This is a genomic window from Patescibacteria group bacterium, assembly GCA_041645165.1.
Classification (GTDB): domain Bacteria; phylum Patescibacteriota; class Patescibacteriia; order 2-02-FULL-49-11; family 2-02-FULL-49-11; genus 2-02-FULL-49-11.
The window spans coordinates 21,984-46,751 of the sequence record JBAZQN010000004.1 but is presented as its reverse complement, the minus strand read 5'-3'; the positions used below and the strand labels follow the sequence as shown (position 1 = coordinate 46,751).

The 24,768-nt window shown below is 47.7% G+C and carries 21 protein-coding genes; 11 read left to right on the top strand and 10 right to left on the bottom strand.

Annotated elements, in window-relative coordinates; genetic code table 11:
* The first annotated feature begins 11 nt into the window (after window positions 1–11).
* The 3 genes from ribD to WC659_02250 all read left to right on the top strand — a co-directional run bounded on the left by ribD (window position 12) and on the right by WC659_02250 (window position 4,957).
* Window positions 12–1,139: a bifunctional diaminohydroxyphosphoribosylaminopyrimidine deaminase/5-amino-6-(5-phosphoribosylamino)uracil reductase RibD gene (gene ribD / locus WC659_02260; GenBank protein MFA4872736.1), complete on the top strand. Its 1,128-nt coding sequence runs from the start codon at window positions 12–14 to the stop codon at window positions 1,137–1,139.
* 18 nt (window positions 1,140–1,157) lie between these two features.
* On the top strand, window positions 1,158–1,595 hold the full coding sequence (gene tsaE / locus WC659_02255; protein ID MFA4872735.1) for a tRNA (adenosine(37)-N6)-threonylcarbamoyltransferase complex ATPase subunit type 1 TsaE: 438 nt from the start codon (window positions 1,158–1,160) through the stop codon (window positions 1,593–1,595).
* A 254-nt stretch (window positions 1,596–1,849) separates the two neighbouring features.
* On the top strand, window positions 1,850–4,957 hold the full coding sequence (locus WC659_02250) for a class I tRNA ligase family protein (GenBank protein MFA4872734.1): 3,108 nt from the start codon (window positions 1,850–1,852) through the stop codon (window positions 4,955–4,957).
* Between the two features lie 14 nt (window positions 4,958–4,971).
* On the opposite strand, the gene WC659_02245 is transcribed toward WC659_02250, so the two are convergent.
* The 7 genes from WC659_02245 to WC659_02215 all read right to left on the bottom strand — a co-directional run bounded on the left by WC659_02245 (window position 4,972) and on the right by WC659_02215 (window position 11,077).
* Window positions 4,972–5,634: a DUF998 domain-containing protein gene (locus WC659_02245; protein MFA4872733.1), complete on the bottom strand. Its 663-nt coding sequence runs from the start codon at window positions 5,632–5,634 to the stop codon at window positions 4,972–4,974.
* Window positions 5,631–6,266, bottom strand: a complete 636-nt coding sequence (locus WC659_02240; protein MFA4872732.1) for a phosphoribosyltransferase family protein — start codon at window positions 6,264–6,266, stop codon at window positions 5,631–5,633. Before WC659_02240 ends, WC659_02245 begins: the two co-directional genes overlap by 4 nt.
* Complete coding sequence (locus tag WC659_02235; GenBank protein MFA4872731.1) at window positions 6,263–6,748, bottom strand: TIGR00725 family protein; 486 nt, start codon at window positions 6,746–6,748, stop codon at window positions 6,263–6,265. Before WC659_02235 ends, WC659_02240 begins: the two co-directional genes overlap by 4 nt.
* A gap of 20 nt (window positions 6,749–6,768) precedes the next feature.
* Window positions 6,769–7,764 carry an orotidine-5'-phosphate decarboxylase gene (gene pyrF / locus WC659_02230; protein MFA4872730.1) on the bottom strand — a complete coding sequence of 332 codons (996 nt, stop codon included), beginning with the start codon at window positions 7,762–7,764 and terminating at the stop codon, window positions 6,769–6,771.
* Window positions 7,765–7,873: 109 nt separating this feature from the next.
* Window positions 7,874–8,794, bottom strand: a complete 921-nt coding sequence (locus WC659_02225) for a dihydroorotate dehydrogenase (protein ID MFA4872729.1) — start codon at window positions 8,792–8,794, stop codon at window positions 7,874–7,876.
* A 111-nt stretch (window positions 8,795–8,905) separates the two neighbouring features.
* A complete protein-coding gene (locus WC659_02220; protein ID MFA4872728.1) occupies window positions 8,906–10,171 on the bottom strand; it encodes a hypothetical protein in 1,266 nt (421 codons plus the stop codon).
* A 144-nt stretch (window positions 10,172–10,315) separates the two neighbouring features.
* Window positions 10,316–11,077 (bottom strand): helix-turn-helix domain-containing protein, encoded by a 762-nt coding sequence (locus WC659_02215; GenBank protein ID MFA4872727.1) that lies wholly within the window; start codon window positions 11,075–11,077, stop codon window positions 10,316–10,318.
* A gap of 327 nt (window positions 11,078–11,404) precedes the next feature.
* Between WC659_02215 and WC659_02210 the strand changes: the two genes are divergently transcribed.
* Together WC659_02210 and WC659_02205 are read left to right on the top strand one after the other, a co-directional pair.
* Window positions 11,405–11,959 carry a hypothetical protein gene (locus WC659_02210; GenBank protein MFA4872726.1) on the top strand — a complete coding sequence of 185 codons (555 nt, stop codon included), beginning with the start codon at window positions 11,405–11,407 and terminating at the stop codon, window positions 11,957–11,959.
* A gap of 54 nt (window positions 11,960–12,013) precedes the next feature.
* A complete protein-coding gene (locus tag WC659_02205; protein ID MFA4872725.1) occupies window positions 12,014–13,384 on the top strand; it encodes a cobalamin-dependent protein in 1,371 nt (456 codons plus the stop codon).
* A gap of 125 nt (window positions 13,385–13,509) precedes the next feature.
* Here the strand turns inward: WC659_02205 and WC659_02200 are convergent, their stop codons facing one another.
* From WC659_02200 to WC659_02190, 3 genes are all read right to left on the bottom strand, one after another.
* Complete coding sequence (locus tag WC659_02200; GenBank protein MFA4872724.1) at window positions 13,510–15,033, bottom strand: YifB family Mg chelatase-like AAA ATPase; 1,524 nt, start codon at window positions 15,031–15,033, stop codon at window positions 13,510–13,512.
* Window positions 15,034–15,195: 162 nt separating this feature from the next.
* Entirely contained in the window at window positions 15,196–15,636 is a 441-nt protein-coding gene (locus WC659_02195) for a signal peptidase II (protein ID MFA4872723.1), read from the bottom strand.
* A 24-nt stretch (window positions 15,637–15,660) separates the two neighbouring features.
* Window positions 15,661–16,050: a TraR/DksA C4-type zinc finger protein gene (locus tag WC659_02190; protein MFA4872722.1), complete on the bottom strand. Its 390-nt coding sequence runs from the start codon at window positions 16,048–16,050 to the stop codon at window positions 15,661–15,663.
* A 645-nt stretch (window positions 16,051–16,695) separates the two neighbouring features.
* Between WC659_02190 and WC659_02185 the strand changes: the two genes are divergently transcribed.
* From WC659_02185 to WC659_02160, 6 genes are all read left to right on the top strand, one after another.
* Window positions 16,696–17,037 carry a hypothetical protein gene (locus WC659_02185; protein MFA4872721.1) on the top strand — a complete coding sequence of 114 codons (342 nt, stop codon included), beginning with the start codon at window positions 16,696–16,698 and terminating at the stop codon, window positions 17,035–17,037.
* Between the two features lie 17 nt (window positions 17,038–17,054).
* Window positions 17,055–18,068, top strand: coding sequence for a glutamine-hydrolyzing carbamoyl-phosphate synthase small subunit (gene carA, locus WC659_02180; GenBank protein ID MFA4872720.1), 1,014 nt, complete (start codon window positions 17,055–17,057; stop codon window positions 18,066–18,068).
* A 129-nt stretch (window positions 18,069–18,197) separates the two neighbouring features.
* Window positions 18,198–21,455, top strand: coding sequence for a carbamoyl-phosphate synthase (glutamine-hydrolyzing) large subunit (gene carB, locus WC659_02175; protein ID MFA4872719.1), 3,258 nt, complete (start codon window positions 18,198–18,200; stop codon window positions 21,453–21,455).
* 178 nt (window positions 21,456–21,633) lie between these two features.
* Window positions 21,634–22,464, top strand: coding sequence for a helix-turn-helix domain-containing protein (locus tag WC659_02170; GenBank protein ID MFA4872718.1), 831 nt, complete (start codon window positions 21,634–21,636; stop codon window positions 22,462–22,464).
* The gene (locus tag WC659_02165) at window positions 22,394–23,677 is read left to right on the top strand and encodes a DUF3326 domain-containing protein (GenBank protein MFA4872717.1); all 1,284 of its coding nucleotides are present in this window, start codon (window positions 22,394–22,396) and stop codon (window positions 23,675–23,677) included. Before WC659_02170 ends, WC659_02165 begins: the two co-directional genes overlap by 71 nt.
* On the top strand, window positions 23,643–24,722 hold the full coding sequence (locus WC659_02160) for a radical SAM protein (protein ID MFA4872716.1): 1,080 nt from the start codon (window positions 23,643–23,645) through the stop codon (window positions 24,720–24,722). The genes WC659_02165 and WC659_02160 overlap by 35 nt, the downstream gene beginning before the upstream one ends.
* Window positions 24,723–24,768: the final 46 nt, after the last annotated feature.

Below are 24,768 nucleotides of genomic sequence, written 5' to 3'. Positions count from 1 at the left end.
CGCAGTTCTCTATGAAGGGGACAGATGAAATGAAATATATGGCTCGCGCGCTTGCGCTCGCCCGTCGCGCGACGGTGACTGCCGTGGCTCCCAATCCCCAAGTAGGGGCTGTGATTGTCAAGAGTGGGCAGGTGATTGGCGAAGGCTATCATGCGAGATATGGAGGGCCGCACGCGGAAGCGGTTGCATTGTCGCGGTGCCGGGTGAATCCCAAGGGAGCCACGCTTTACGTCACACTTGAGCCATGTTCCCATTGGGGCAAGACGCCGCCCTGCATAGAAGCGATTATCAGCGCTAGCATTAAGAAGGTGGTATGCGCGATCCAGGATCCCAATCCGTTGGTCAGGGGAAATGGCATAAAGGCATTAAGGCGAGGAGGTATTAAGGTTCAAGTGGGAATAATGCGACGAGAAGCAGAACGATTGAATGAGGAGTTCTTTTTTTATCATCGACCCCCCACATCCTCCCCCCTTTCAGGGGGGAGACGGGGAGGGTGGTTGCCGTTTGTGGCAGTGAAGGTCGCGACAAGTTTGGACGGAAAAATTACGACAAGGATGGGCGACTCAAAATGGATTACCTCGCAGGCGGCACGCACTTATGCGCGGGATTTAAGAAGCACCTACCAATCAGTTCTCGTCGGCATTCACACGGTGCTCTCTGATAATCCGCATTTGGGAGCAAGGGCAAAAGGAGTGCCGGATCCGGTGAGGATCATCGTGGATCCTGCGGCAAGGGTTCCCGTGCGCGCGAAAGTATTGAGGGATAAAAATGTCATTGTATGCGTGAGTGAAAGAGCGCCCACGGCAAAGATAAAAAAATTACGAAAATCAGATTTTGAGGTGTGGCAATTTAATCATACAGAAATTTCCATCCATGCACTGCTCAAACGATTGGGGGAGCGTGGTATTCACTCAGTGTTAGTGGAGGGAGGCGGCGAAACGATAGGGCGATTTTTCGATGCCCGTGCTGTACAGAAAGTATATTGGTTTCACGCTCCTTTGGTGATCGGCGGCCGCGAAGCAGTCTCTTCGGTGGGAGGAATTGGCGCGCGCTTTTTAAAATCAGCGTTTAAATTGGAAAATGTTACTCGCAAGGTCATCGGGTCTGATATGCTCACGGTAGGTTATGCGAAGTATTAGATGCGAAATAAAGAAGTTATGATTAGCCATTCTGTTGCAGACACCAACAAATTAGCTTCTCGGTTAGTAAAAGGTTTGCATGGCGGCGATGTGGTGGGGTTAGTCGGCCCTTTGGGCGCGGGAAAAACCACATTCGTGCAAGGCCTCGCCCGCGCCTTAGGCGTTAAGAAACATATCACCAGCCCTACGTTCGTTCTCCTTCACACCTACACGCTTCCAAAACAATTGAACAATATAACTACCCTCGTTCATGTTGACTACTATCGTCTCCATACTCCGCAGCAGCTTATCGATATCGGTATCCGTGAGCATCTTGATGATCCCCACGCCCTTACGGTGATCGAGTGGGCTGAAAAGGTAAAATCCTTACTTCCCGCACGCACTCTCTGGATAAACTTTTCGCACACTCATAAAGACGGGGAACGGTTGCTTGACACAAATCGGCGATTCAGTTAGTTTTAAAGAGTGCTTATACAAGCTTTAGCTCTGATTTGTCACCAGAGTTACCCAAAGGGGTAAAGCTGCCGGAAGAATCTCCGAATGTTTCGGAATAGTAGACCCGGCCGGGACGAGCCCGTGAACGCTCAAGAAAAGTGCTCCGATCTCATCGGGGAATAGGGGTGGTACCGCCCTCATCCAGGGCCCCTAACATTTGTTAGGTGGTTTTTTATTTTCAATCAGGAGTATAATAGACATGATAATAGCATCATATGGCATCTACGAATTTGTTACCGAAAGCCTACGAACATAAAGATGAAGAGCAATCATACCGCGCATGGGAATCATCGGGTTTTTTCAATCCTGATAACCTGCTGGGCGCGCGGAAAGAGTCATTCTCTCTCTCCATGCCGCCGCCGAATGTGACCGGCTCTCTTCATATTGGCCATGCCATGTTTTTGACCATTGAAGATCTTATGACACGCTTTGCGAGGATGCAGGGGAAGCGCGCGCTCTGGGTGCCGGGCGTGGATCATGCGGCCATTGCGACGCAAAATGTGGTGGAGAAGGAGATTTATAAGAAAGAAGGGAAAACCCGCCACGAAATCGGAAGAAAAGAACTCGTGAAAAGAATCAACGAATTTGTGCAAGGCACCCGCCACCGGATTGAAACGCAGATTCGCCGTATGGGGTCTTCCTGCGATTGGTCGAGGGAGCGCTATACGCTGGACCCCGACCTTTCTCTCGCGGTGCGCACGGTGTTTAAAAAAATGTACGATGATGGGCTCATCTACCGCGGCAACAGAATTGTGAATTGGTGCCCTCGTTGCAAATCCACTCTCGCGGACGATGAAGTGGAATATAAAGAACAGAAGACAAAATTTTATTATTTCAAATATGGCCCTGTCGTCATCGGCACCGCGCGTCCGGAAACCAAATTCCAGGACAAGACCATCATCGTGCACCCGAAAGACAAAAGATACAAAGACCTTGTCGGCAAAGAGCTCGAGGTGGAGTGGATAAGCGGAAAAGTAAAAGCGCGCGTGATCGCGGATCCTGTCGCAGACATGGAATTCGGGACGGGCGCCATGACCATTACCCCGGCGCATAGCTTCGAGGATTTTCTCCTTGCGCAGAAATACAAGCTTCCGGTGGTGAAAATTATTGATGAAGAGGGGAAGCTCACCGACGCGGCAGGCGCATTCGCGGGGAGAAATGCGCGCGAGGCGCGGGAAGAAATAGTGGAAATTTTTAAGAAAAAGGGATTAGTGGAAAAGATTGATGAGAATTATGTGCATAATATCTCGCTCTGCTATCGTTGCGGCACTCCCATAGAGCCGCTTCCCTCCCTGCAATGGTTTATCGCGGTTGATAAACCATTTAAGATCAAGAATCTAAACCTTGCGAGACGGTTCTACGCTACAGGTTCCCTCCCTAAAAAGGGAGGGACGAAGGGAGGGTGTGACGTCACTGCGACCTTGAAAGAACTTGCATTGTGGGCCGTGCGTTCGGGAGGAGGAATTAAGATTATTCCCGACCGGTTCAATAAGACGTATTTCCATTGGATGGAAAATCTCCATGACTGGTGCATTTCGAGGCAAATCTGGTTCGGGCACCAAATTCCCGTGTGGTATTGCGGGAGCAATGCGGTAAAGCGAATGGGATTTGCCGAAGATGTGGTACCACAAGTGTTCGATAATAAAACGAAAACCTACCGCCTCCGCGATTATGAATTTAATGTAGGAGACGTGGTGGTGTTTGAGGACAGCGCCACGCGTAAAGTGTTCGGCTATGGGAAAATCACAAATATCGAGAATACGACGGTAGGTGAAATTGATTTAAATGATGCGGCACATGGAAAGACGTATAAGAAGTGTGAAGAGTTACGAGCTGCCTTTACACGGCATTATCCTCATAAAAACGTCGACGACAATACCCCTGCCTGGATATATACTTATACGTTTGACCCGTCGGTTAAGATGGGAGTATGCGGCACAGTAATCGTTTCTGCTGAAGTCCCTTCTCGGTGTCCCACCTGCGGTTCTGTAACGCTACAGCAAGATCCCGATACTCTGGACACGTGGTTTTCTTCGTCGCTCTGGACATTTTCAACGCTCGGCTGGCCCGCCTCCGTTGCCACTTCGGCGGGTAAACCCCTGGAGAGAAATGATTTCCTCACTTACCATCCCACCAGTGTCATGGAAACAGGATATGATATCCTTTTCTTTTGGGTTGCCCGCATGATCATCATGACGCTCTATGCGGTAGGCGACATTCCTTTCCGTACGGTGTATCTCCACGGGCTTGTGCGCGATCGTGATGGCAAAAAAATGTCAAAATCCGCGGGCAACGGCATAGATCCTCTCGATATGGTCGCCAAATTCGGCGCCGATCCCGTGCGGCTCTCGCTCGTGGTGGGCACCACGCCAGGTAATGACATCAGGCTCTATGAGGAAAAAATCGCAGGTTACCGCAATTTTGTGAATAAACTTTGGAATATCGGTCGTTTCATCCTCACTACTGCAGATACAAGGAAACAAGGAAACAAGGACACAAGGATACAAACACCCCAACCTGCCACATTGGCGGATCAGTGGATTCTGTCAGAATTAGACTCGATCATTGAGAGCACGACTAAAGCCATGGAAGAATACCGCTACAGCGCGGCGATTGAGAATCTTTATGATTTCACTTGGGGAAAATTTGCCGATTGGTATATCGAGATCGCAAAGTTTCAAAAAAAACAAAGTTTAGAGAAATCCACCGACTCAATATTGCTCCATACGCTTGAACAGATTATCAAGCTTTGGCATCCTTTCACGCCTTTCATTACCGAAGAATTATGGAAAAATTTCTCCGCTCAGGTTCTCCCCCTAGAAAGGGGGAGACAGAGAGGGGGTGTCAATCAAAACCTTCTCCTTATTCAGTCGTGGCCGCAACCAAGTAAGCAGCAATTTAACAGTTTAGCAATATCGCAATTTACGCAATTGCAAGAGCTCATTACTGTATTAAGGGCATTCCGTGCCGAGGAAAAGTTGAATCCAAAAGAGAAGATCAAGGGCGCCATTGCCATACGCCTTAAAGAATTAAGAGAGGTCATTGCTGATCACTCGGCACTAATCGAGCATCTTACAAAGGTTACTTTAACGCTCACCGAAAAGATTGAGAAACCAACCTTAAGCCTTTCCCATATCCATCTTTTGTTAGACGTACCAAAAAAAGAAAAAACTTCTCCTAAAGATAGGGAAGCGCAGGAAAAGTATATTGTCGATCTTAAACGCCGTCTCTCAGATCCTGTTTTTCTCTCCAAAGCGCCTCCATCGGTGGTTGAAAAGGAGCGGCAGAGGCTGAAAGAGATGGAGGAACGAATTCAGAAATAATGGTGTCGTTTCAATTAAGTTGCTCGTATAACTGAAGAACGATTTGGCAATCGCCACATTTTTTCTGACATAACTCCCACCCAGAGAAGAAGAAAAAATATTGAAATTTTCTGCATGATATTGCCGACGGATGACCCGTTGCCCATAAAGTGATTTATCCAAAAAATTACGTTTGGAATGAAAATCAGTACGCCGCACATCAACGTAAATAGTTGATATCCTCGCCATTCAGTGTCTTTCTGCAATCTTGTGAGAATAAAAAAAGGCGACAGTGCTAATATAGTGCCGGCAATAATAGTAAGGTAAATATGCGCGGCTCCTGCCAGTGTCATTCTTAAAAGAATGTTTGTACAACCCGCGTCACAGTGAAATAAGGCTGCACCAATCATGCCGAGGCCGCCGATTGCGGTCATTATTGGACCCATTTTTGATCCCTTTCCATTATTTATCGTTTGATGCAATCCTGCACTGAAGTTGATGAGCAGTATCCCGAACAGCGCGAGGCCGCTGTTAAAGATGATTCCTTTTATCCCATTCACTCCTCCTAATGTACTCAGTGCCATTGTCACGGGATTATAATTTTGATCAAGTGCTGATAAAATAAGAATAAGAACCAAAGAAATGCAGCAGCCGGCCAGGCTTGTAAAGGCAATAATCTTTCGCGATTTATTATTCATGAGTTGCTTTGTTGCTTTTTCAGATATTCTCTCCCCTTGCCGACGATGGTGTTTACAGGAATTCCTTGTTTGCACAAAGGGCACTCGTGTTCGTTCCACGCTTCGAGGTTGATTGAAGCAAGGGTGAAGAGCGGAACCTCTCCCACATCTTTCGATGTAACTCTCCCGCGGTTGACGAGCGCGGCTGCCGCGACCGCCGTGCCGCCCGCCTGCCGCACCGCGTCCACCACTTTGCGCACCGATCCGCCAGTATTTAAAATATCTTCCACGACCAGCACCTTTTTTCCCGCAACGCATTTATCATACCCCCGCGTAAACATCTGTCCGTTGTCAGGTGTTTTTTCTGTATATACCGCGAGTATCTCGCGTTTTTCCATAAGGCTTAAATAGTGCGCAGTCCACTGGGAAAGTATAATGCCGCCGAGTGCGGGCGCGGCTACCGCCTCAATCCCTTTCCCTTTGAATTCTTGAGCAAAAACCTTGCAAAGCTCAGACACGAGACTAGTGTGCGGATAAATCGCGTCTTTGTTCAAATACGCCGATCCATGCTTTCCCGAGGTGTACACTATATGGCTATCTGTGATATAACCGCCAGTGTTTTTAAAAAATTCAAGCACTTGTTCGTTGGTCATAATAAGTGTTTTATCTTATCAAGAGCTTCTAGAGGTGTATCTACAAAATTGACCTTTTCTTTTCCTAAAGTTTGAAAAAAATCCTTACTTATTTTGTTTTGATCAATGAGAATGATTGGTTTGTTTGCCACGAGAGCCATTGCAACTTCAGAAGCAGTTCCCGCACTCATACCACATACCACGATTACTCTACTAGAGAGTACATTGATATTATTCCGTGCGCTTTTCATTTCTGTAAATATCGGCATGTCAACAGCATCAGACACAGTATTTGGATCTGAGGTAGGTAAGATTCCTATGGTAAGGCCACCATGCTCTTTTGCACCTTTACTCGCAGCATCCATCACCCCTCTATTCCGACCGCCGGTTAACAATACCCACCCTGCTTGGGCAATAAGTTTCCCCATTTGATAAGCATGTTCTCTGTCTGATTCGGCGGCACTCTCTCCTGGTCCCATTACTCCAATAATAATTTTTTGCATATTATATTCTCATTTCATAATTATCTATATTGATTAATCTGATCTCTTAACTTCAATACTTCTATTTTTGCCGCCTCGGCAAAATCTTCGTCTGACGAAGCAAAGATAATCCCGCGTGAGGAGTTGACGATTATGCTGTTTCCTTGAGCCGTGATGCCAGCCCGTACCGTCTTTTCCACGTCGCCGCCTTGCGTGCCGATGCCGGGTACGAGAATTGGCATATTACCGACGATGGTGCGGACTTCTCTTAGCTCTTCAGGATAGGTCGCGCCAACGACCAGCCCGCAATTGCCATTTGCATTCCATTCTTCCGCTACTTGGCGCGACACCACCTTATACAATTCTTCGCCATTAGTGTCACCCTGAGTGTGTCGAAGGGTCTCCGGCGCATGCCGGTCCACATTCGTGGGGGATTCTTCCCCCGCATTTGCGGGGTCAGAATGACCCTGAAAACGAAACACCTTCAAGTCTTGAAATTCACCCGCTCCCGGATTCGAGGTACGGCACAATACGAATATTCCTTTCTCTTTTTGATCAAGGAACGGCTGGAGCGCTTCTCTCCCAAGGTAGGGATGGAGGGTAATTGCGTCAGCTTTCAGATACGAAAAGGCGAATTGGACATACGAGGCATTGGTGGAGCCAATGTCCCCGCGTTTTGCGTCGAGAATGACAGGAATAGCAGGCGCGCGTTCGCGGATATACTGGATTGTCTGTTTGAGAATTTCAAGACCCCGCCCGCCTAGCGCTTCATAAAATGCGCTGTTCGGTTTGTATGCGCACACTGCGTCTTTCGTCGCATCAATGATCGCGCGGTTAAATGCCAGAATTATTTCCGCCCGCTGCCGGCTTGAGTAATCCCCTCTTGAGAGGGGTCGCCCATCGGGCGGGGGTGTGTTATCCCCTCTCGTCTTTTTCTTTAAACATTCAGGGATTTTTTCGAAATCGCTATCAAGGCCTATACAGAGGAGGCTGTTATTTTGCTGCATGGCCGCGGTGAGTTTTTCAAAAAAAGTCATATCTCAATAAAATTCTAAGCTCCAAGCACTAAATTCCATGGTTCGACTCGGCTCACCATGACAATGACTTCTTGTCATCCTGAGCTTGTCGAAGGATGGTCATTGGGATTTAATGGTTGTGCGCTAACCCCACCACCTCATTAATATTATTGAATCCATTCTCCTCCAGGTATCTTGTGAGTCCTTCCTTTATCTCCTCAAACACTACATATCCTTTGCTGTATACTGCCGAACCCACGCCTACCAGGGACGCGCCCGCCATCATCATCTCAACCGCATTCTGCCAGCTCGTCACGCCTCCCATGCCGAGGATGGGAATCTTTACCGCGTCATAGAGCTCATAGATTTTCGCCACGGCAACCGGAAAAATCCCCGCGCCCGAAACGCCTCCTTTGAGATGCCCGAGCACAGGTTTACGCGTTTTAATGTCAATAACCATGCCCGGCCCTACCGTATTAATGGCAGAAATCGCATCGGCGCCTGCCGCTTCGCACGATTTCGCCACATCCGCAATGCTCGCCACATTAGGTGACAGTTTTGCGATAAGCGGCACCGCGCCCGCAACCTTTTTCACTGCTTTCACTGCATTGCCCGCGCTCTCGGCAGTATTGCCGCTTGGGTCGCCAAATTCGTCTTCCACATTCGGACAGCTTAGATTAAGCTCAATCATCGCAGGGTTAAGCGGCGCAAACGTTTCCGCCAGCCGGACAAAATCTTTCACATTTGTCGCAAATACGCTCACGATGGTGGGGACGCCCGCGTGCAAGAGATATTCCTTGACCGCCTCTTTGCCTTTTTCAATACCCGCATTACGCAGGCCTACGGAATTTAAGAAACCATGGTCATATTTTATAATGCGCGGCAAGGGGTGCCCTTCGCGCGGCTGCACGGTAAAGGATTTGAGCGTTACGCCTCCTGCTCCTGCGTCTTCTGCTTTTTTATGCGCGGGGATTTCAGTAATGATGCCAGAAGGCAAAATTAAAGGATTCTCAAATTCTACGCCGCAAAATGTGGTTTGTAGTGTAGTCATAGTTGTAGGTGTCATTCCCGCCCCGTATCGCGGTACGGGACAGGCTCCAGCGGGAATCCAGAAATCAATAGAAATGAATTGTTTTTTTTAATGTTTTGACTAGATCTCCGATCAAGTCGGAGATGACAAGATCGGCCTTCCCACGCCTTTCGCTGCCACTATCTTACCATCTTTATATACCTCAACGCCACGAATGATCGTACGCGCCACGCGCGCTTTCAACGTCATGTCAGCAAACGGCGACCAGCCGCATTTGGTTTTTAGCGTTCTTTCATCCAGTTGGTATTGTATGCCGGTTTCTACTTCCACATACGTCTGTCCTGCAGGACGTATTCCCAATATACGGCACGGATTTATATTGGTAAGTCGCGTGAGTTCTTCATGGGTTAATTTTCCGTCTTCAACCGCAGTTAAAAGCAGAGGCATTGCAGTCTCTAACCCGGGCACGCCCCAAGGACCCCCCCATCCCCCCCTTAGTAAGGGGGGGACAGAGGAGGGGTCACTGTGTTGATCTGAGGTCAATTTTTCCTCAAGTGTATGCGGTGCATGGTCCGTAGCAATGCAATCAACAGTGCCTTTTTGAATATGATTCCACAATGCTTGTTGATCCGCCTCCGTACCCAGCTCCGGTTTCATCATTGCGAGTGATCCTAGCCGCGTTCTGTCCTTATTGGTGAGGAATAAATGATGCGGTGAGACTTCGCAGGTGAGTGATATTCCCTTCATCTTGGCCTTTGCGATTACTTCTATATCCTTTTTCGTGGCAATATGGCAGCAGTGGAGTTTTTGGTAATTCTTTTGAGCTAGGATAATCGCGCGTGCAAGCTTCTCGCCTTCCGCGTGCACAAGAATCGGCTTGCCGCGCGGCCAGGCGCGAAATATGCTTTTAATTATTTTTTCATCCTCAAGTAATAACGTGTTCGCCCCCTGCTTCAATGTCATCACCGACCCCGCATCAAGTGCGGGGCAGGCCTTGATCGGGGATCCAGAAAAAACAGGAATCGATTTATTTTTACTATCTGGATTCCCATTTCCATGGGAATGACGAGGTGGCGCACCTGTGGTTTCATCCAAATAAAGTTTTAACCCTAATACGCGGTCATATACTTTTTCAAATTCACCAAGGTTGCTGCCGTCAGAACCGAAATAGAATCCGTAATCACAAAGGGCTTTCTCGCGCGCGATTTTTTCCTTTTCATCTAATGCCTCACTCGTGAACGTGGGCGGAATGGTATTCGGCATATCAACGACCGCAACCACTCCGCCTGCGACTGCCGCAGAAGTTCCCGTGAGCCAGTCTTCTTTTTGAGCCATCCCTGGCTCGCGCATATGCACATGCATATCCACCATGCCGGGGAAACGAATGAGTTGGGACATAGGTATGTGTCATTCCGGACTTGATCCGGAATCTAGTACCGTTACAATTTGAATTTCAGATATACCATTCATAAAATATATAATAAAATAGGATGAATTATGGAAACGCATCACCGAAAACTATATTGTAACGGCACTAGAAAGTCAAAGCCGATCCCATAACAACTGATACGTCAGCCGCATGAGATCTGCGTATTCCTTGGACTCAATAATCACAGCCATTTTTTCCTGCCATGACGCGATAAGTACTTTATTATTATAGATGTTCACCTCGGGCGAGAATTTCATGCTTGCATCAGGTAAAAATTTTGTTTGGCGTAGCTCTTCCCGATTATGAGAAGCGCGTTCACGCGAAAGTTCGTTTTCTGTAAAAATTGCTTTAATAGGTACTCCTAGTTTTGTCCTCCTCTGATAATACTCCGGAAAAAAATTCGGAATACCCGCATGAACAGTCTCAACGTTTGCATATGCCAAGATTCCTTCCTTCGCGTTAAGCGTATCTTCATACGCCTCCCGCATTCCTTTTTCGCCTTCATAGAACTGCACCTTCGGCCTCGTGCTTAAGGGCATTTGCAAAGAAATAAGCTCGGGCAGGATTACGGACACCGCTGTCTTCTGTTTCTCAATCGTCTTCTCGTGATCAGCTTTTTCATGCTCGAGATATGCAATGAGTTTCCTCGGATCGCTCACGTTAAAAAACGTTCGGCTCTTCTTCTTGTATTTGCTCACCACTCCTCTTTTAATTAAAATTTCCAACACATCATATGCTGATGTCCGATTGATGTCTGCTTTTTTTGCGATCTCATTCGCCGTCGCCGCTTCAAGCGCAAGCAGGGCGAGATACACTTTCGCCTCTTTCTCCGAAAATCCAATATCTGCGAGTATTTTTAATAAATCTTCTTTCATATTCCTTTCGTACCCCCTCTTCCTAGAAAGGGAGAGGATTAAGGTGAGGGTGTCGCACAATTTCCCCCCTCTTTAGGATAAGAGGGGCTAGGGGAGTTATGACCAATGGCGTGAACTTGCGTTATTCAAGGCGTAAAGTGGCTTCTACATGACAATGTTGTGGAAACTTCCCCGACACTTTTATTATATTATATTAGCCAAAAAATTGCAATATCTAATGTAAGTGTCTTAGATAGCCTATACATTTGCTATCACAGGCATATACTACCTCGTTAAAATCCGAAATATAGAAATATAGAATCATTGACAATTTAAAGGAGAAATACAATGAAAAAGATATTATTTGTGCTTTTAGCCCTCGCATGCGTGGACACCGCGTCCGCGCAAGATTTTACGCTGTTCATGGCTTCTACCGAAAAAGGGATAGAGCCATTTCTATGGGGGAGTATCAAAGTGGGCGGAATTTGGATAGATGCAAGATATAACCACTTTGAAAAAACCTTAGAAACATTCATCGGCAAATCGACACCATTCCAAATCACTCCACTCAAGATTATCCCAGCCATTGGGATACTGTTTGGCCATTATGCAGGATTTTCTTTTGAGTGCTATGTCGATAACAAATATGTCACTGGCCTTAATCAAGTTTCAGTGACTAGGAAGGGGAGATGGCTTTACCACCTCACAGACCTCCATCTTCTTAAAAAGAAATCACTCGATATTGGAATTGGGGAACAGTTTATTTGGATCTTCAATGAGAGCCGTCAGCTTAAAGTTGGACCCTTTGTCAAAGCCAGATGGGGGCGCTTCTGCTGTAAAGTGAGGCTTTGGAAACCAACCCAGTGGGCAGGAAACCTGCTGGGGCTCGAATTCTCTTGGTAAGAGTCCTAAAACTAAAATCGAAAATTCTTTGACAATTTAAAAAGGAGCTAAATCATGAAAAAGATATCACTGTTTAATCTGCCGTACCCGTTTGGGAAACGGCAAATATACCTGCCCAGCACCCTGATCGTTGTGGGTGCACAACTTATTGAGGCAGGCTTTGAGGTCGAGTTGATTGATCTCAATCTTAACTCCCTTGACGAGCAATGGGTACAAGATAAAGTCCGTGCAGCTGATTTTATTGGTACCTCTCTTGTTGGTAGTTCTAATATGCCGGACGCTATTCAGTTCTCGAACCAAGTGTATCAAGTTAATCCTCGCGCCACGATTCTTATTGGCGGACAAGTGACTGAAGGATTGCTTCCTAATCAGTTCAAAACGCTCTTCGGCGATAAACCTATCCAAATTAACAATGATAGCACCTTGAAAAAAGCACTCGGCGTTAACCAACTTCCAGATGTGTTTGAGATCGACTGCGTTAAGATGTACAAAACTATCTCGGACGAGGCGTTGAAACTTTATCTCGAGCAAGAAGCAGGTCTCTTTGTAGCGCAGGGCTGCCGTTTTGCGTGCCGATTCTGCGGTGCGGCAAAATCACGACAGGAACGGTTCCGTTCTCTCGAGAAGATTCGGACCGACCTGCAATACCTCGCAGGTAAGGCAAGAGAATTTGGACTGTCCAAATTACAATTCTATATCTCCAGTTTGGACTTGTTTCAAAGCCCGCGGTTGTTCGCTGACTTTCTCACCATTGTGGGAGATGTGAGTGAGAAGACCGGGGTGCAGATTCGCATCCGTGGACTCTCCTGCATTTCCTCATTTATCACTGCCTATAAAACCTTGCCGAACTTTCACGAATTGGTAATGAAAGCCAACCTCTTTGCGGTTGGGTTCGGTTTCGACGGTACGGATGAGAAAGTCTGGCGTGATGAGAATAAAACCCACAACCGGTTATCCCTCGGTGACCGTGTTCTGGAAATTTGCCGTGAAGTCGGGATTACGGCGGAGCTGTTGATGGTGTTTGGCTTTCCTGAAGATAACTTACGAACGCTTGCGAAGACTGTTTGGTACAGTGTTCGTAAAAGTTTCTTCTGCGGAGCAGTGGCAAGACCATATCTAGCGAAGATGTTCATCCCGAAGAACGACAACTGGATGAGTGTAAATTTCGCCGCGCCAGTAGAGAAGACAGTTCGTCATCCAAGTTTCTTCTATAACCTCGACTTCGCCGCGCTGGGCTCTCCCCTCACCCACCCACGCAGATGGCATAGGTGGGCAAGCAACCTTGCCTACCTTACCATCATCATCCTTCTCACGCCATTTGGGAAAAACACCACCTTCCCTCTCCTTCCTCAAGGCGGGAAACGACCTCGGTGGCGACAGAAATTGATCGAATGGATTAATCGCAAGATGCCATTCGATCGTTAAAACCGAAAGTCCCCAGATACTTCGTGCATCCTGGGGACTTCTTGCGTTTATTGAATACACTATATCAATACCGCCCTCCAATCTGACGACTGATGAACTGAAAAACTAATAAACTGAAGACTGTCTCATTCTCCCACCTTCGGCCGATATTGGAGCGCTTCGGTGACGTGTGAAGTGGTAATCGGCTCTTCGCCGCCGAGATCCGCGATGGTGCGCGCGATTTTGAGCACGCGGTAATAGCCTCGCGCGGAGAGATGCATGGTGGTGACCGCGTTTTTAAGGATGGTTTGTATTCCAACGCTCACCGGACAATACTCGCGCACTTCACGCGACGACATTTCGGCATTGGTAAGGATGGGGGACCCTTTGAAGCGTGCATATTGCTTCTGCCGCGCCTGCTCTACGCGTTTCCTGATCGCAGATGAGGATTCAGCAACCGCAGTGTCGGCAAGTTTCTCGAATTTGAGCCTTGGGACTTCTGTGTGGATGTCGATCCTATCGAGGAGCGGCCCTGAAAGCCGTTTTTGGTATTTCATCACTTGTCCCACACTACAGAGGCAATGGCGCGTCGGGTCAGTGGCATAACCGCAGGGGCATGGGTTCATGGCCGCGATGAGCATGAATTTCGCGGGGAATTGCATGGTGCCTGCCGCGCGGGAGACCGCCACCACGCCGTCTTCCAGCGGCTGGCGCAGATTTTCAAGCACCGCCCGTCCGAATTCCGGAAATTCATCAAGGAATAAAATACCGCGATGCGCGAGGCTGATTTCCCCCGGGCGGGGAATGGTGCCTCCGCCCACCACCGCGACTCCTGACGCCGTATGGTGAGGGGCGCGGAACGGCCGTTCCCAGAGGAGCGGGGATTCCTTTGGCATCACGCCTGACACAGAATAAAGGCGGGTAACCTCGAGCGCTTCCTCTAGCGTGAGGGTGGGGAGTATGGAAGGGAGGGTTCTCGCCAGCAGGGTTTTCCCCGCGCCGGGCGGTCCGGACATCAGCACATTGTGCCCGCCCGCGGCAGCGATCTCGAGCGCGCGCTTCACGTGCTCCTGGCCTTGGATATAGCACATATCATACCGGCTTGTTGAACCCTCCGGAGGGGCGGGAGGGGTGTAATTAAGCGGCGCTATTTGGCGTTCACCTGTAAGGTGGAGTACGAGCGCTGACAGCGTAGTAACCGGCATGATTTCCAAGTCGGGCACAAGGTTAGCCTCTGCCGCGTTTTCCACAGGGAGGAAAATCCGCGGGAACCCCTTACGTTTCGCAAGGAGACTGATGGAAAGCGCGCCCGGGATAGGTCTCAAGTGGCCATCAAGGGACAATTCCCCCACAAACAGCGCACGCTGGTCTTCAGGAGCCCACATGAACGCTTCTTGCGTGGCAAGCACGGACACCGCGATGGGCAGATCGTAGCTCGGGCCTTCTTTTTTCAAATCTGCGGGCGCGAGGTTCACCGTGACCTTGGGGCGCGGAAATTCCAATCCGGAATTTTTCATTGCTGATCTGATACGCTCCTTTGATTCCTCCACGGCTTTATCAGGGAGCCCCACGATGATAAATGCGGACGGCGCATTGCCGACATCAGCCTCCACTTCGACGAGCTCGCTCTCCAAACCTACGATTGCCGCAGAAAAGACTTTGGTAGCCATAAGTTAGTACCTAAATTTTCAGGTATCAATTTTCAAATAATTTTCAATGAATCAATGGTTCAATGTATGAGAATAGAGACATGAGGTCATTGATTGAAAATTGTAAATTGAGAATTGAAAATTCATGACCTGATTTTATATTATATTTTATCCATTCAAGGATTATGTTATCTTCTCATCTTTATTGAAGATAAGCAATAGTATTCCTCCCACTATCATGACATCCGCAATGTTAAAATACAATCCCAAAGGGGGAAGAAAAAAATAGTCAATCACTCCGCCTGAGAGCGGACGGTCGATGATATTGGAAACGGCGCCTGCGAGTATGAGGAGGTAGGGGAGCGCGTGCCGCACTGATTTTTTACGTTGCTGGATATACAGCCACGCGACTGTCGCGACGCCAAGGATAAGCAGTGTGATCAGCGGGATAGGTGCTAGAGGCAGTGAGAACGCGATGCCGGGATTTTGGTGATATACAAAAAAACCATCCGGGGGGGAAGGAGGATGGGTGAGCGCGCGCCATTTCAATACACGGTCGAGTACGAAAAGCGCGGATACGATTATGTCATTGTTGTTATCTCCGCAATACTTCCTCACATCCATACACTGATTACGCGCAATGGAATATTATTTTTTTCCTCCGCCGGATTTCAGCCTCTGTTTGCATTTTACGCATGAGGAAGAAGAGGGGCGCGCGTTAAGGCGCCGTTGGTCGATCGCTTCGCCGCAGTGCCGGCATACGCCATACGTGCTGTTCTCTATGCGTTTCAGTGCGCCCTCTACGTCGGCGAGCGCATGGTCAAGCGTCTCTTCGAGCGAAAGATCATCAGAATATTGGGCAACCTCTGCGGCGTTCTCATCCTCCTTGTCTCCGTACGAGGGGAATTTCGCATCAAGCCCGCGGGGCTTTTTCCCCTTGCCGCGTTTCGAGATGGCGTCAAGCTGTTTTTTCAGCTGGTCGCGCTCTTGCTCGAGTTTCTTTTTTTGCTCTTTGATAAGTGAAAGCGGAAAAGTCATATCATGAGGTAAGGGCGCTTAAAAAAATAACATTTCACTTAAGCATAAGGTTTAGCCTTGTTTTCCAGAACTATCATGCCAATGGCTGGATTTGTTATTTTTTTTATGGCGCCTAAGGTGTATTGATACTACCATGTATAGGATAAGTGCGCAATAAAAAAAATGAGGCCCCGCTAGGGGCCGAATAAAAAAGAATATAGGGTCCAGCGTGGGCCTCAAGGGACTAATACCCACCCCGTTCTCACCCTGGTGGGTAAAAGCGGAGATGATGATGTAAGCCCCTTTAGGCTATTGCCGAATTTTTAAATAGCCCTATATTCTCTACCTCCCTCCTCGTACATTCAATACCTTTTTTAAGGGTAATTGCGTACGAAATAAAACTTTTTATTTTTATTTTTTCAGTTATTTTTATAACTGCGGATAATATCGGCGAATATTATCCTCGAGAAGTAGAAAACGGAGGTAATACCTTAAGTTTGGTTTTTAAAGCTAAGATGAGACCTCCGCTCTCCGCTTCTTAACTTGGGTGACTTTATTTTTACATCAGCAGTATAGCAGAGAAAAGAGCTAAAGTCAAGAAGGGAGGAAAATGCTGAATTTATTCGTACTTAAGCGAAAAAATGAACACTTTGGATTCATCTGCCTGTGGAAAAATATCTTGCCTTAGAGCCCCCTAAAGATGGCAGGGGGGGCACACTCGACTTAAACCACTTGTTTGATAGCCTTTTTGCCGTTATACTGTCTTTTAGGGTGCCAGAAAAAATAACTTATAGGGTCGTTCTTGTATATAATGCTATTATTTCAGGCAAGGCAGTTAATCAAAGCGTGAAGTTATTTTTACAGGGCGTCTTAGATAAAGGTTTAATTCAACCTTTCCATCCATGCCTCTTCGCTCTACCAGACGTGCGCCCAACACCCAAACTACTGCCGTTTTTCCCATTCCCCCACAAGGGGGATTTTTTTGGCCTTTTAGGAAGGCACCTTTAGCGGGCGAACTTGCCCTTGTGGACGGCACACGATGGTCTGGGGTGTCCTGCGGGGCGCCTGTATCTGCGGGGGGGGAGGTAGTATTTACCACCGGCATGGTCGGCTATGTCGAGTCGCTCACTGACCCCTCATTTAGGGGGCAGATACTCGTGTTTACGTATCCGCTTATTGGCAATTACGGCGTCCCATCCGCTAAGAGCTGGGAGTCAAAAAAGATGCAGGTCCGTGGGGTGATTGTAAGCGAGTGCGTTGAGCATTGGAGCCATTGGGAGGGCGTGCATTCTTTTTCGCGGTGGCTGATAAGGGAAGGAGTGCCCTGCCTTGCGGGCGTAGATACCCGCGCGCTTACTAAAAAGATCAGAGCGCACGGGGTGATGCGCGGGACGATTGTGCACAGTCATGCGTATGTGGAAAACAAAGATCCCAACGAAGAAAATCTTGTGGCACAGGTCACGGTACCGCGCGTATCGCATGTCGGGCGAGGCGCAAAGCACGTCATTTTAGTTGATTGCGGCGCGAAAGAAAGTATCGTGCGTTCGCTTGTAGCGCGCGGAGTGCGGGTCACCCGCGTGCCCTATGACTATGATTTTACCCGGCTTCGCGCTCACGGCATTGTGGTTTCAAATGGGCCGGGAGATCCCATGCAGTGCCGCGCTACTATCGCTCTTCTGCAAAAAGCGTTTCGGCAAAAGCGTCCCCTCTTTGGCATCTGTCTTGGGAGCCAATTGATGGGGCTTGCCGCGGGAGCTCACACATATAAGTTGCCCTATGGCCATCGAGGGCAGAATCAGCCGTGCCGCATTGAAGGCACCCATCGTTGCGTGCTCACCTCGCAGAACCATGGATATGCGGTGCGCGAATCTTCTCTGCCGAAGCAGTGGCGCGTATCGTTCCGCAATGCCAACGACAAGACCGTTGAAGGTATCGCACACCGGAGGCTGCCGTTTATCTCGGTGCAATTTCATCCCGAAGCGCATCCAGGACCGAATGATACGAATTATCTGTTTGATGAGTTTGTAAAATTACTATGAAGGATACTGCACCTTACCGTATAAATGTAAAATCCAAAAATCAAAAATCAAAATGATAAATCAAAATTTATAAATTTTACACTTTCATTTTGGATTTTGAGATTTGCATTTTGATTTATATCCTTTGTGATGCAAAACACATTATCAAAAAAGACCCTTCCGAAGAAAGTATTTATCATCGGTTCCGGCGGTTTGAAAATCGGCCAAGCCGGAGAGTTTGATTATTCCGGTTCGCAGGCGATTAAGGCGCTTAAGGAAGAAGGCATCAAAACTGTTCTCTTAAATCCCAACATCGCCACCGTGCAGACTGACGCGGATTTTGCGGATCGGGTATATTTTCTTCCCCTGACCCTTCATTTTGCTGCGCGCATTATCGCGCGGGAGCACCCTGATGCCATCCTCTTGAATGTGGGAGGCCAGTCTGCATTGAACCTCGGACTTGAGTTGGATCGCGAGGGCGTTCTGAAGCGGCATCGGGTCCGCGTTTTAGGCACTTCCCTGAAAACGATTCATGACACTGAAGACAGGGCTGCTTTTTCTGCGCGGCTTCAAAAGATCGGGATCGCGGTGCCGCGCGGCACCACCGTGAAGAATATGGAGGAGGGGCTTCTCTTCGCAAAACGCATTGCCTATCCGGTCATGGTACGTGTTGGTTTTTCGCTGGGAGGTTTAGGGTCTGGTTATGCGCGCAACCCGCGTGAATTAAGGGAGTTATTAAACACTGCGCTGTCGCAGGGGGGAGAGGCCCTTTTGGAAGAGTACTTGGGAGGTTGGAAGGAAATTGAATATGAGATCATGCGGGATTCTTTTGGCAATGCGGTTACCGTGTGCAATATGGAAAATATGGATCCCATGGGCATCCACACGGGCGAAAGCATCGTGGTTGCTCCCTCGCAAACGCTTTCCAATAAGGAATACCATTTATTGCGCGCCATGGCGCTCAAGGTGGCGCATCACCTGGATATTGTGGGAGAATGCAATATCCAGTTTGCAGTAGAGCCGAAACCTCGGGTGAAAAGCCGTGTCATGCCTCGTATCAGAGTGATAGAGGTGAATGCGCGCCTTTCCCGCTCGTCTGCGCTCGCGTCAAAAGCCACGGGATATCCTCTGGCATTTGTGGCGACCAAAGCGGCGCTTGGGATTCCGCTCCATGCGATACCCAATGCGATTACGCGCGCGACCGGCAGCTTTTTCGAACCGGCTCTTGATTATATCGCAGTAAAAATTCCCCGGTGGGACCTTACGAAATTCCGCGCCGCCGAGCTTACTATAGGTTCAGAGATGAAAAGCGTGGGCGAAGTGATGGCGCTGGGGCGCAGTTTCCCTGAGGCGCTTCAAAAGGCGGTGAGGATGTTGTGCTTGGGAAAAGAACTGTTTATGAATAACGGATATCATGACCTTGAGAAAGCGCTCCGCGATATCCGCATTCCTACGCCGTCGCGCCTTTTTGCCTTTACCTTTGCGCTAGGGCACAAGGTGAACGTCTCCCGCATCGCGCGCTTGAGCGGCATTGATCCATGGTTTCTCTCGCATCTCAAAACGCTTGCGGGAGCGTATGCGTCCTTACGCGCAAAAGGATGGGACGAAGTGAGGCGCAACACACCTGCATTAAAAAAACTTAAACAGTTAGGATTTTCAGATGCGTGCATCGCTGAGGCGTGCGCCCATACAGAACACGCGGTCCGCAGGTTGAGGAAACAATGCGGCGTGGTGCCTACGGTAAAACAAATTGATACGACCGCGGGAGAATTTCCCGCGAAGACCAATTACCTCTACTGCACTTACCACGGGAGCGCACATGATGTAACGCGTGAGCGGCGCCCCGCCATCGTGCTTGGTTCCGGCCCCTATCGCATCGGCTCTTCAGTTGAATTTGACTGGTGCTGCGTGAATACTGCCAAAACTTTGCGGCACAAGAAAATTCGCACGATTGTGGTCAATTCAAATCCCGAGACGGTCTCCACTGACTATGACATGTCTGATCGCCTCTACTTCGAGGAATTGACCTTGGAGCGCATCCTGGATATCTGCGAATTTGAGCGTCCGAGGGGATTGGTGGTCTCTATGGGAGGGCAGGTGCCGAATAACCTTGCGCTGTCTCTTGCGCACGCCAAAGTGCCCCTGTGGGGCACGTCAGCCCGGAATATAGACCGCGCAGAGGATCGGCACAAGTTTTCCGCGCTTCTTGACCGGCTCAATATAGACCAGCCTGCATGGAAAGAGCTCACTACCGTGCGCGAAGCGTGCGCGTTTGCCAATGCCGCGGGATTTCCCGTACTCGTGCGCCCGTCCTACGTGCTTTCAGGATCGGCCATGAATGTCGCGGAGGATGAGGAAGAGCTTACCCGCTATCTTACTGCGGCATCGGCCGTGACGCCGGATCATCCCGTGGTCGTCTCGAAATTCATTGAGGGCGCCAAAGAGGTGGAGATCGACGGTGTCGCGCAAAAGGGTGAGCTGGTGCTATATGCGGTTACCGAACACGTGGAGCACGCGGGAGTCCATTCGGGCGACGCGACCGTCGTCTATCCCCCACAGCGGCTGTTCCTTGAAACGACGCGGCGGGTGAAGCTCGTATGCAGGAATATCGTGAAAGAGTTAGATATCACCGGCCCCTTCAATATCCAATTCCTCGTCAAAGACAACCGCATCCAGGTGATTGAGTGCAATCTTCGCGCAAGCCGGTCATTTCCTTTCGTGTCAAAGGTGTCTCGTTATAATTTTATTGATTTCGCCACCCGCGCCATGCTCGGTGAGGATATCCGCGGAGATTACCGTACCCTTGACCTTGATTATGTGGCCGTGAAAGCGCCTAAGTATTCCTTTAGCCGCATTAAAGGCGCGGACCCGAAGCCTACGGTGGAAATGGCGTCCACCGGCGAGGTGGCCTGTTTCGGCGATTCTTATGAGGAGGCTTTTTTGAAGGCGATTGCGGCGGCAGGCAATTATTATCCTAAAAAAACAATACTCCTTTCGATCGGCCCAGATACCGCCAAAGGTATTCTTCTTTTTGATATCCAGGCACTTTCCCGTCAGGGATTCGTTTTCGCCGCCACGGAGCATACCGCGAATTTTTTGGAGGATAACGGCATCGAAACGTTGTGCTTGCGCAAGGTGAGCGAAGGGGGGAGCCCCAATGTCAGCGAATGGATAAGGGGGAGGAAAGTTGATTGTGTTATTAATATCCCTGAACGCCGTCAGACCTCGTCTTCGCGGACTGACGGCTTTTTTATCAGAAGATTGGCGGTGGACAGCCATATCCCTCTCCATACTGACCTCAAAATCGCGAAAATGTATTTGCGTTCACTCAGCACCACAAAAGAAGACGATCTCTCCGCGAAAGCCTGGGACGAATACACCACCGCAGAGAGGTGGTGGAAAGGCTAAGCATTTCATTTATTCCCCGTAATGGGGATTATATAATTATCTTTATCAGCCACTCTTACAGAGTTGGTTTTATTATTAGTTGACACATCGTCAACTAAAAGATATCATATTATTGGCTAACCAAACTTATTTTTTCTAACAATATAATAATTATTTGACTATATATCAACTAAAATATATGCTTCCACAAGAAAAAATAACCAACTTTTTAAAGAAATTAGGTTTATCTCATAGTGAAATCAAATTTTATACCGCCTCCCTTACCTTGGGGATCGCTTCTGTGCCAGAAATTTCACAAGCGGCGCACATAGACCGCGTGACGGGATATAAAGTTCTTGATTCACTTTTGGAGAAAGGGTTGATTGAATTGCTTGTAGACAAGCGGAGAGGGAAGGCGATCAAGGCATTAAGCCCGGCGCGGCTTAAGGATATAGTTTTAAGAGTAACGAGAAACGCTAAAAAGCTCGAGTTGAGTGTTGATGATATCATTGCCCAACTGCAAACAATTTATAAAACTGGAACAGAAAAACCGGAAATAAGCTTTTACGAAGGGATCGAGGGCATTAAGAAAGTATATGAAGATACGCTTACCTCTTCAGAAGAAATTCTGGCTTACGCCGGCGGCAAGATCGTGTATGAACGCTTGGGAAATTTTATAGAAAATTACTTCAACAGGCGAACAAATAAAAAAATACCGATTAAGGTTATAATGCCGAATACCAAATACGCACAATCCGTCAAAGCCCGAGACAAAAATCATCTCCGTGAAAGCAAATTAGTTGATCTTCCTTTCGATTTCGGACTTGAGGTAAATATTTATAGCGATAAGGTGGCAATTATGGAGTTTGAACAGAAGTTCGGAATGATTATTAAAAGCCACGCCTTTGCACAAGCTCAGAAGGAAATTTGGAAACTCGCGTGGGAAAGAGCGCAGGAGTATGACAAGAACAGTAGGTATAAAAAACGTGATACTCAAGATAAGCCTGCAGAAAAGTCAGAGCATCTTTGACGGTGTCTTAAAAATATTTCATAAACAATTAAAAAACTATTTTCCTCTTCGATGGAGTATAAATTCAATCAAGGGTCGCCAGGCAATTGTTGAGGCAACTATTACAAATGTCTCAGTCCAATACCCTTTCGTCCTTACTCTCAATGAAACAAAGACAACTTCCACTCATTATGGGTTAGTTCATATAGTTCCGACCGGCATTGGTGCTAGTATTGGTGGTTTTGCAGGCGATGCCGCGCCAGCAAATCAATTACTTGCCACGGTATCAGATGTCATGATTACACACCCAAATGTGTACAACGCATCTGATTTTTTTAATATTCCAAACAGTGCACTCTATGTTGAAGGATTCATGATTGATCAATTAATGCTAGGGAATATCGGCTTTGCACCAGTCAGAAATAATAAAATTGGACTTCTTATTGAGAAAGTAGATAAACAAGGACTCGCATTAGTTGAAAATATCGTTAATGCTATGCAAGCGGTACACGGCATTAACGTCGCGGCTATAGAGGTTATGTCGGAGAGTATTGGAGCGATAATCGAAAGGACGCCTTCAGGAACAATGGTTGGAACAATAAAAAATGTAGAGGGGTTGCTCAAGAATGCAGAAAAACTTCTCAAAGCAGGCACGGACGCGATTGCGGTAACCTCTATTATTCACGGGATTGATGCTAATTTGTACCAAAAACACTTAAGAGGTAAATGGCCAAATCTTATCGGCGGCGTGGAAGCGATTATTTCTCATCTGATTGGTTATTGTTTTGGCGTGCCCTGCGGACATGCGCCGCTTCTCAATTACAAACCAGTTGGATATTCCGTGGTTGATTCTCGCTCTGCCGGCGAATATGTTTCGCAAAGCGGTCTGGTGTGTGTGCTTAAAGGGCTATCAAAAGCTCCAAGAATAATATTTACACAGGAAAAATACTCAAGTGTTGTTACTCGGAATGATGTACAAGCGGTTGTATGTCCAGAAACATCTTGCGGAGGCATCCCAGTATTGATTGCAAATAAGTTACATATTCCGATCATCACGGTGACAAATAATACCACAGTCTTAGATGTGACACCTGATAAACTAAATGTCAGCAAGAGTAATATTTACCGAGCGCGGAATTATCTGGAGGCAGCTGGCATACTGGGTGCATTGAAAGAAGGGTTATCAATAGACTCTATAAATGGAAATAACAAAAATAAAAAGCATGTTCTTTAACATGAAAAAAATAAGGAGACAAAAAATGAAAAACACAACAAAAATTTTTGGATATGAGGGAGGCACATTCTCTGATAAAGATATTGTGCAGGCAAGAAAAAACAACATCCCTCTCACGATGGACTGTGCATTACCAGGTGGATGTTTGAACAAGTGCTTCTATTGCGGGTATTTCGGCGTAAATCATGGACCTAAATTAACACAAGATGAGATTGTACGGGTGTTTGAAGAGTTTGCAGCACTAGGAGGGAAAAGTATCAAAATTCTCGGTGAAGGAGAACCATTACTACGGAAAGATATACTCCCTCTGCTCGCTAAGATCAGAAATCTTGGCGTGATTCCTGTTTTATTCACCTGTGGAGATGTGCTGGGATCGGATGAACTCGCACAAAAAATTCACCACCTTTCGTGTGATGGAATCGTGCGGAAACTTCATGATATAGGAGCTACGGTAATGCTCAAGTACGAGAGACAACAGCAGGATAGCATCGTCCAACGGAAAGGATATTCTACCTTGAGAAATAAAGCTCTCACACGCCTACTGTCTGCTGGCTTCAATAGATATCATCCTACGAGGCTGGGTTTCGGAATTGTCCTCCTGAAACAGAACTACGGCAAGATAGCATATATCTTTAATTTTGCACTGCATAATAATATCTATCCGCTCGTCTGTCCATTAATGCCAATTGGAAAGGTGGCTGATCCTGAAATCAGAGTAAAGTACTCTCCATGCCCTCGTGAGATTACAAACCTCATACAAAGACTTGTTACTTTGAGAGAACATGAAGGAATTTATTTCCCCGACCCCGTTGCATTCCCAGGTGGTTTACCATGCGATATTGCTCGCGCCGGGATGTATATGGACGATATCGGGAACATTAAACTCTGTGAGGCTGATGATACTGTTGGGAATATACGCGACTCTTCGCTCGCGGAGTTGTGGCAACGGTGCAGTAAGATAAAGGATAGAAAGTACGGGAAAGAAAGGTGGGTGGGGAGATGCTTCCCGAAAATAAGTGCGGGTATTCTGGAATGCCCATGCTAAGCTTAAAAATCAGTTAAAAATAAAATACAAAAAAGAGAGGTGATTA

Bases quoted from the DNA above. Each gene is read 5' to 3' on its own strand.
- carB (MFA4872719.1), top strand. From the start codon at position 18,198: ATGCAAAACACATTATCAAAAAAGACCCTTCCGAAGAAAGTATTTATC.
- WC659_02240 (MFA4872732.1), bottom strand. From the start codon at position 6,266: ATGACCAACGAACAAGTGCTTGAATTTTTTAAAAACACTGGCGGTTAT.
- WC659_02225 (MFA4872729.1), bottom strand. From the start codon at position 8,794: ATGACTACACTACAAACCACATTTTGCGGCGTAGAATTTGAGAATCCT.
- pyrF (MFA4872730.1), bottom strand. From the start codon at position 7,764: ATGACTTTTTTTGAAAAACTCACCGCGGCCATGCAGCAAAATAACAGC.
- WC659_02165 (MFA4872717.1), top strand. From the start codon at position 22,394: ATGACAAGAACAGTAGGTATAAAAAACGTGATACTCAAGATAAGCCTG.
- WC659_02250 (MFA4872734.1), top strand. From the start codon at position 1,850: ATGGCATCTACGAATTTGTTACCGAAAGCCTACGAACATAAAGATGAA.
- WC659_02195 (MFA4872723.1), bottom strand. From the start codon at position 15,636: ATGGATGTGAGGAAGTATTGCGGAGATAACAACAATGACATAATCGTA.
- WC659_02220 (MFA4872728.1), bottom strand. From the start codon at position 10,171: ATGTCCCAACTCATTCGTTTCCCCGGCATGGTGGATATGCATGTGCAT.
- WC659_02190 (MFA4872722.1), bottom strand. From the start codon at position 16,050: ATGACTTTTCCGCTTTCACTTATCAAAGAGCAAAAAAAGAAACTCGAG.
- tsaE (MFA4872735.1), top strand. From the start codon at position 1,158: ATGATTAGCCATTCTGTTGCAGACACCAACAAATTAGCTTCTCGGTTA.
- WC659_02200 (MFA4872724.1), bottom strand. From the start codon at position 15,033: ATGGCTACCAAAGTCTTTTCTGCGGCAATCGTAGGTTTGGAGAGCGAG.
- WC659_02170 (MFA4872718.1), top strand. From the start codon at position 21,634: ATGCTTCCACAAGAAAAAATAACCAACTTTTTAAAGAAATTAGGTTTA.
- ribD (MFA4872736.1), top strand. From the start codon at position 12: ATGAAGGGGACAGATGAAATGAAATATATGGCTCGCGCGCTTGCGCTC.
- WC659_02160 (MFA4872716.1), top strand. From the start codon at position 23,643: ATGGAAATAACAAAAATAAAAAGCATGTTCTTTAACATGAAAAAAATA.
- WC659_02210 (MFA4872726.1), top strand. From the start codon at position 11,405: ATGAAAAAGATATTATTTGTGCTTTTAGCCCTCGCATGCGTGGACACC.
- WC659_02245 (MFA4872733.1), bottom strand. From the start codon at position 5,634: ATGAATAATAAATCGCGAAAGATTATTGCCTTTACAAGCCTGGCCGGC.
- WC659_02205 (MFA4872725.1), top strand. From the start codon at position 12,014: ATGAAAAAGATATCACTGTTTAATCTGCCGTACCCGTTTGGGAAACGG.
- WC659_02215 (MFA4872727.1), bottom strand. From the start codon at position 11,077: ATGAAAGAAGATTTATTAAAAATACTCGCAGATATTGGATTTTCGGAG.
- WC659_02235 (MFA4872731.1), bottom strand. From the start codon at position 6,748: ATGCAAAAAATTATTATTGGAGTAATGGGACCAGGAGAGAGTGCCGCC.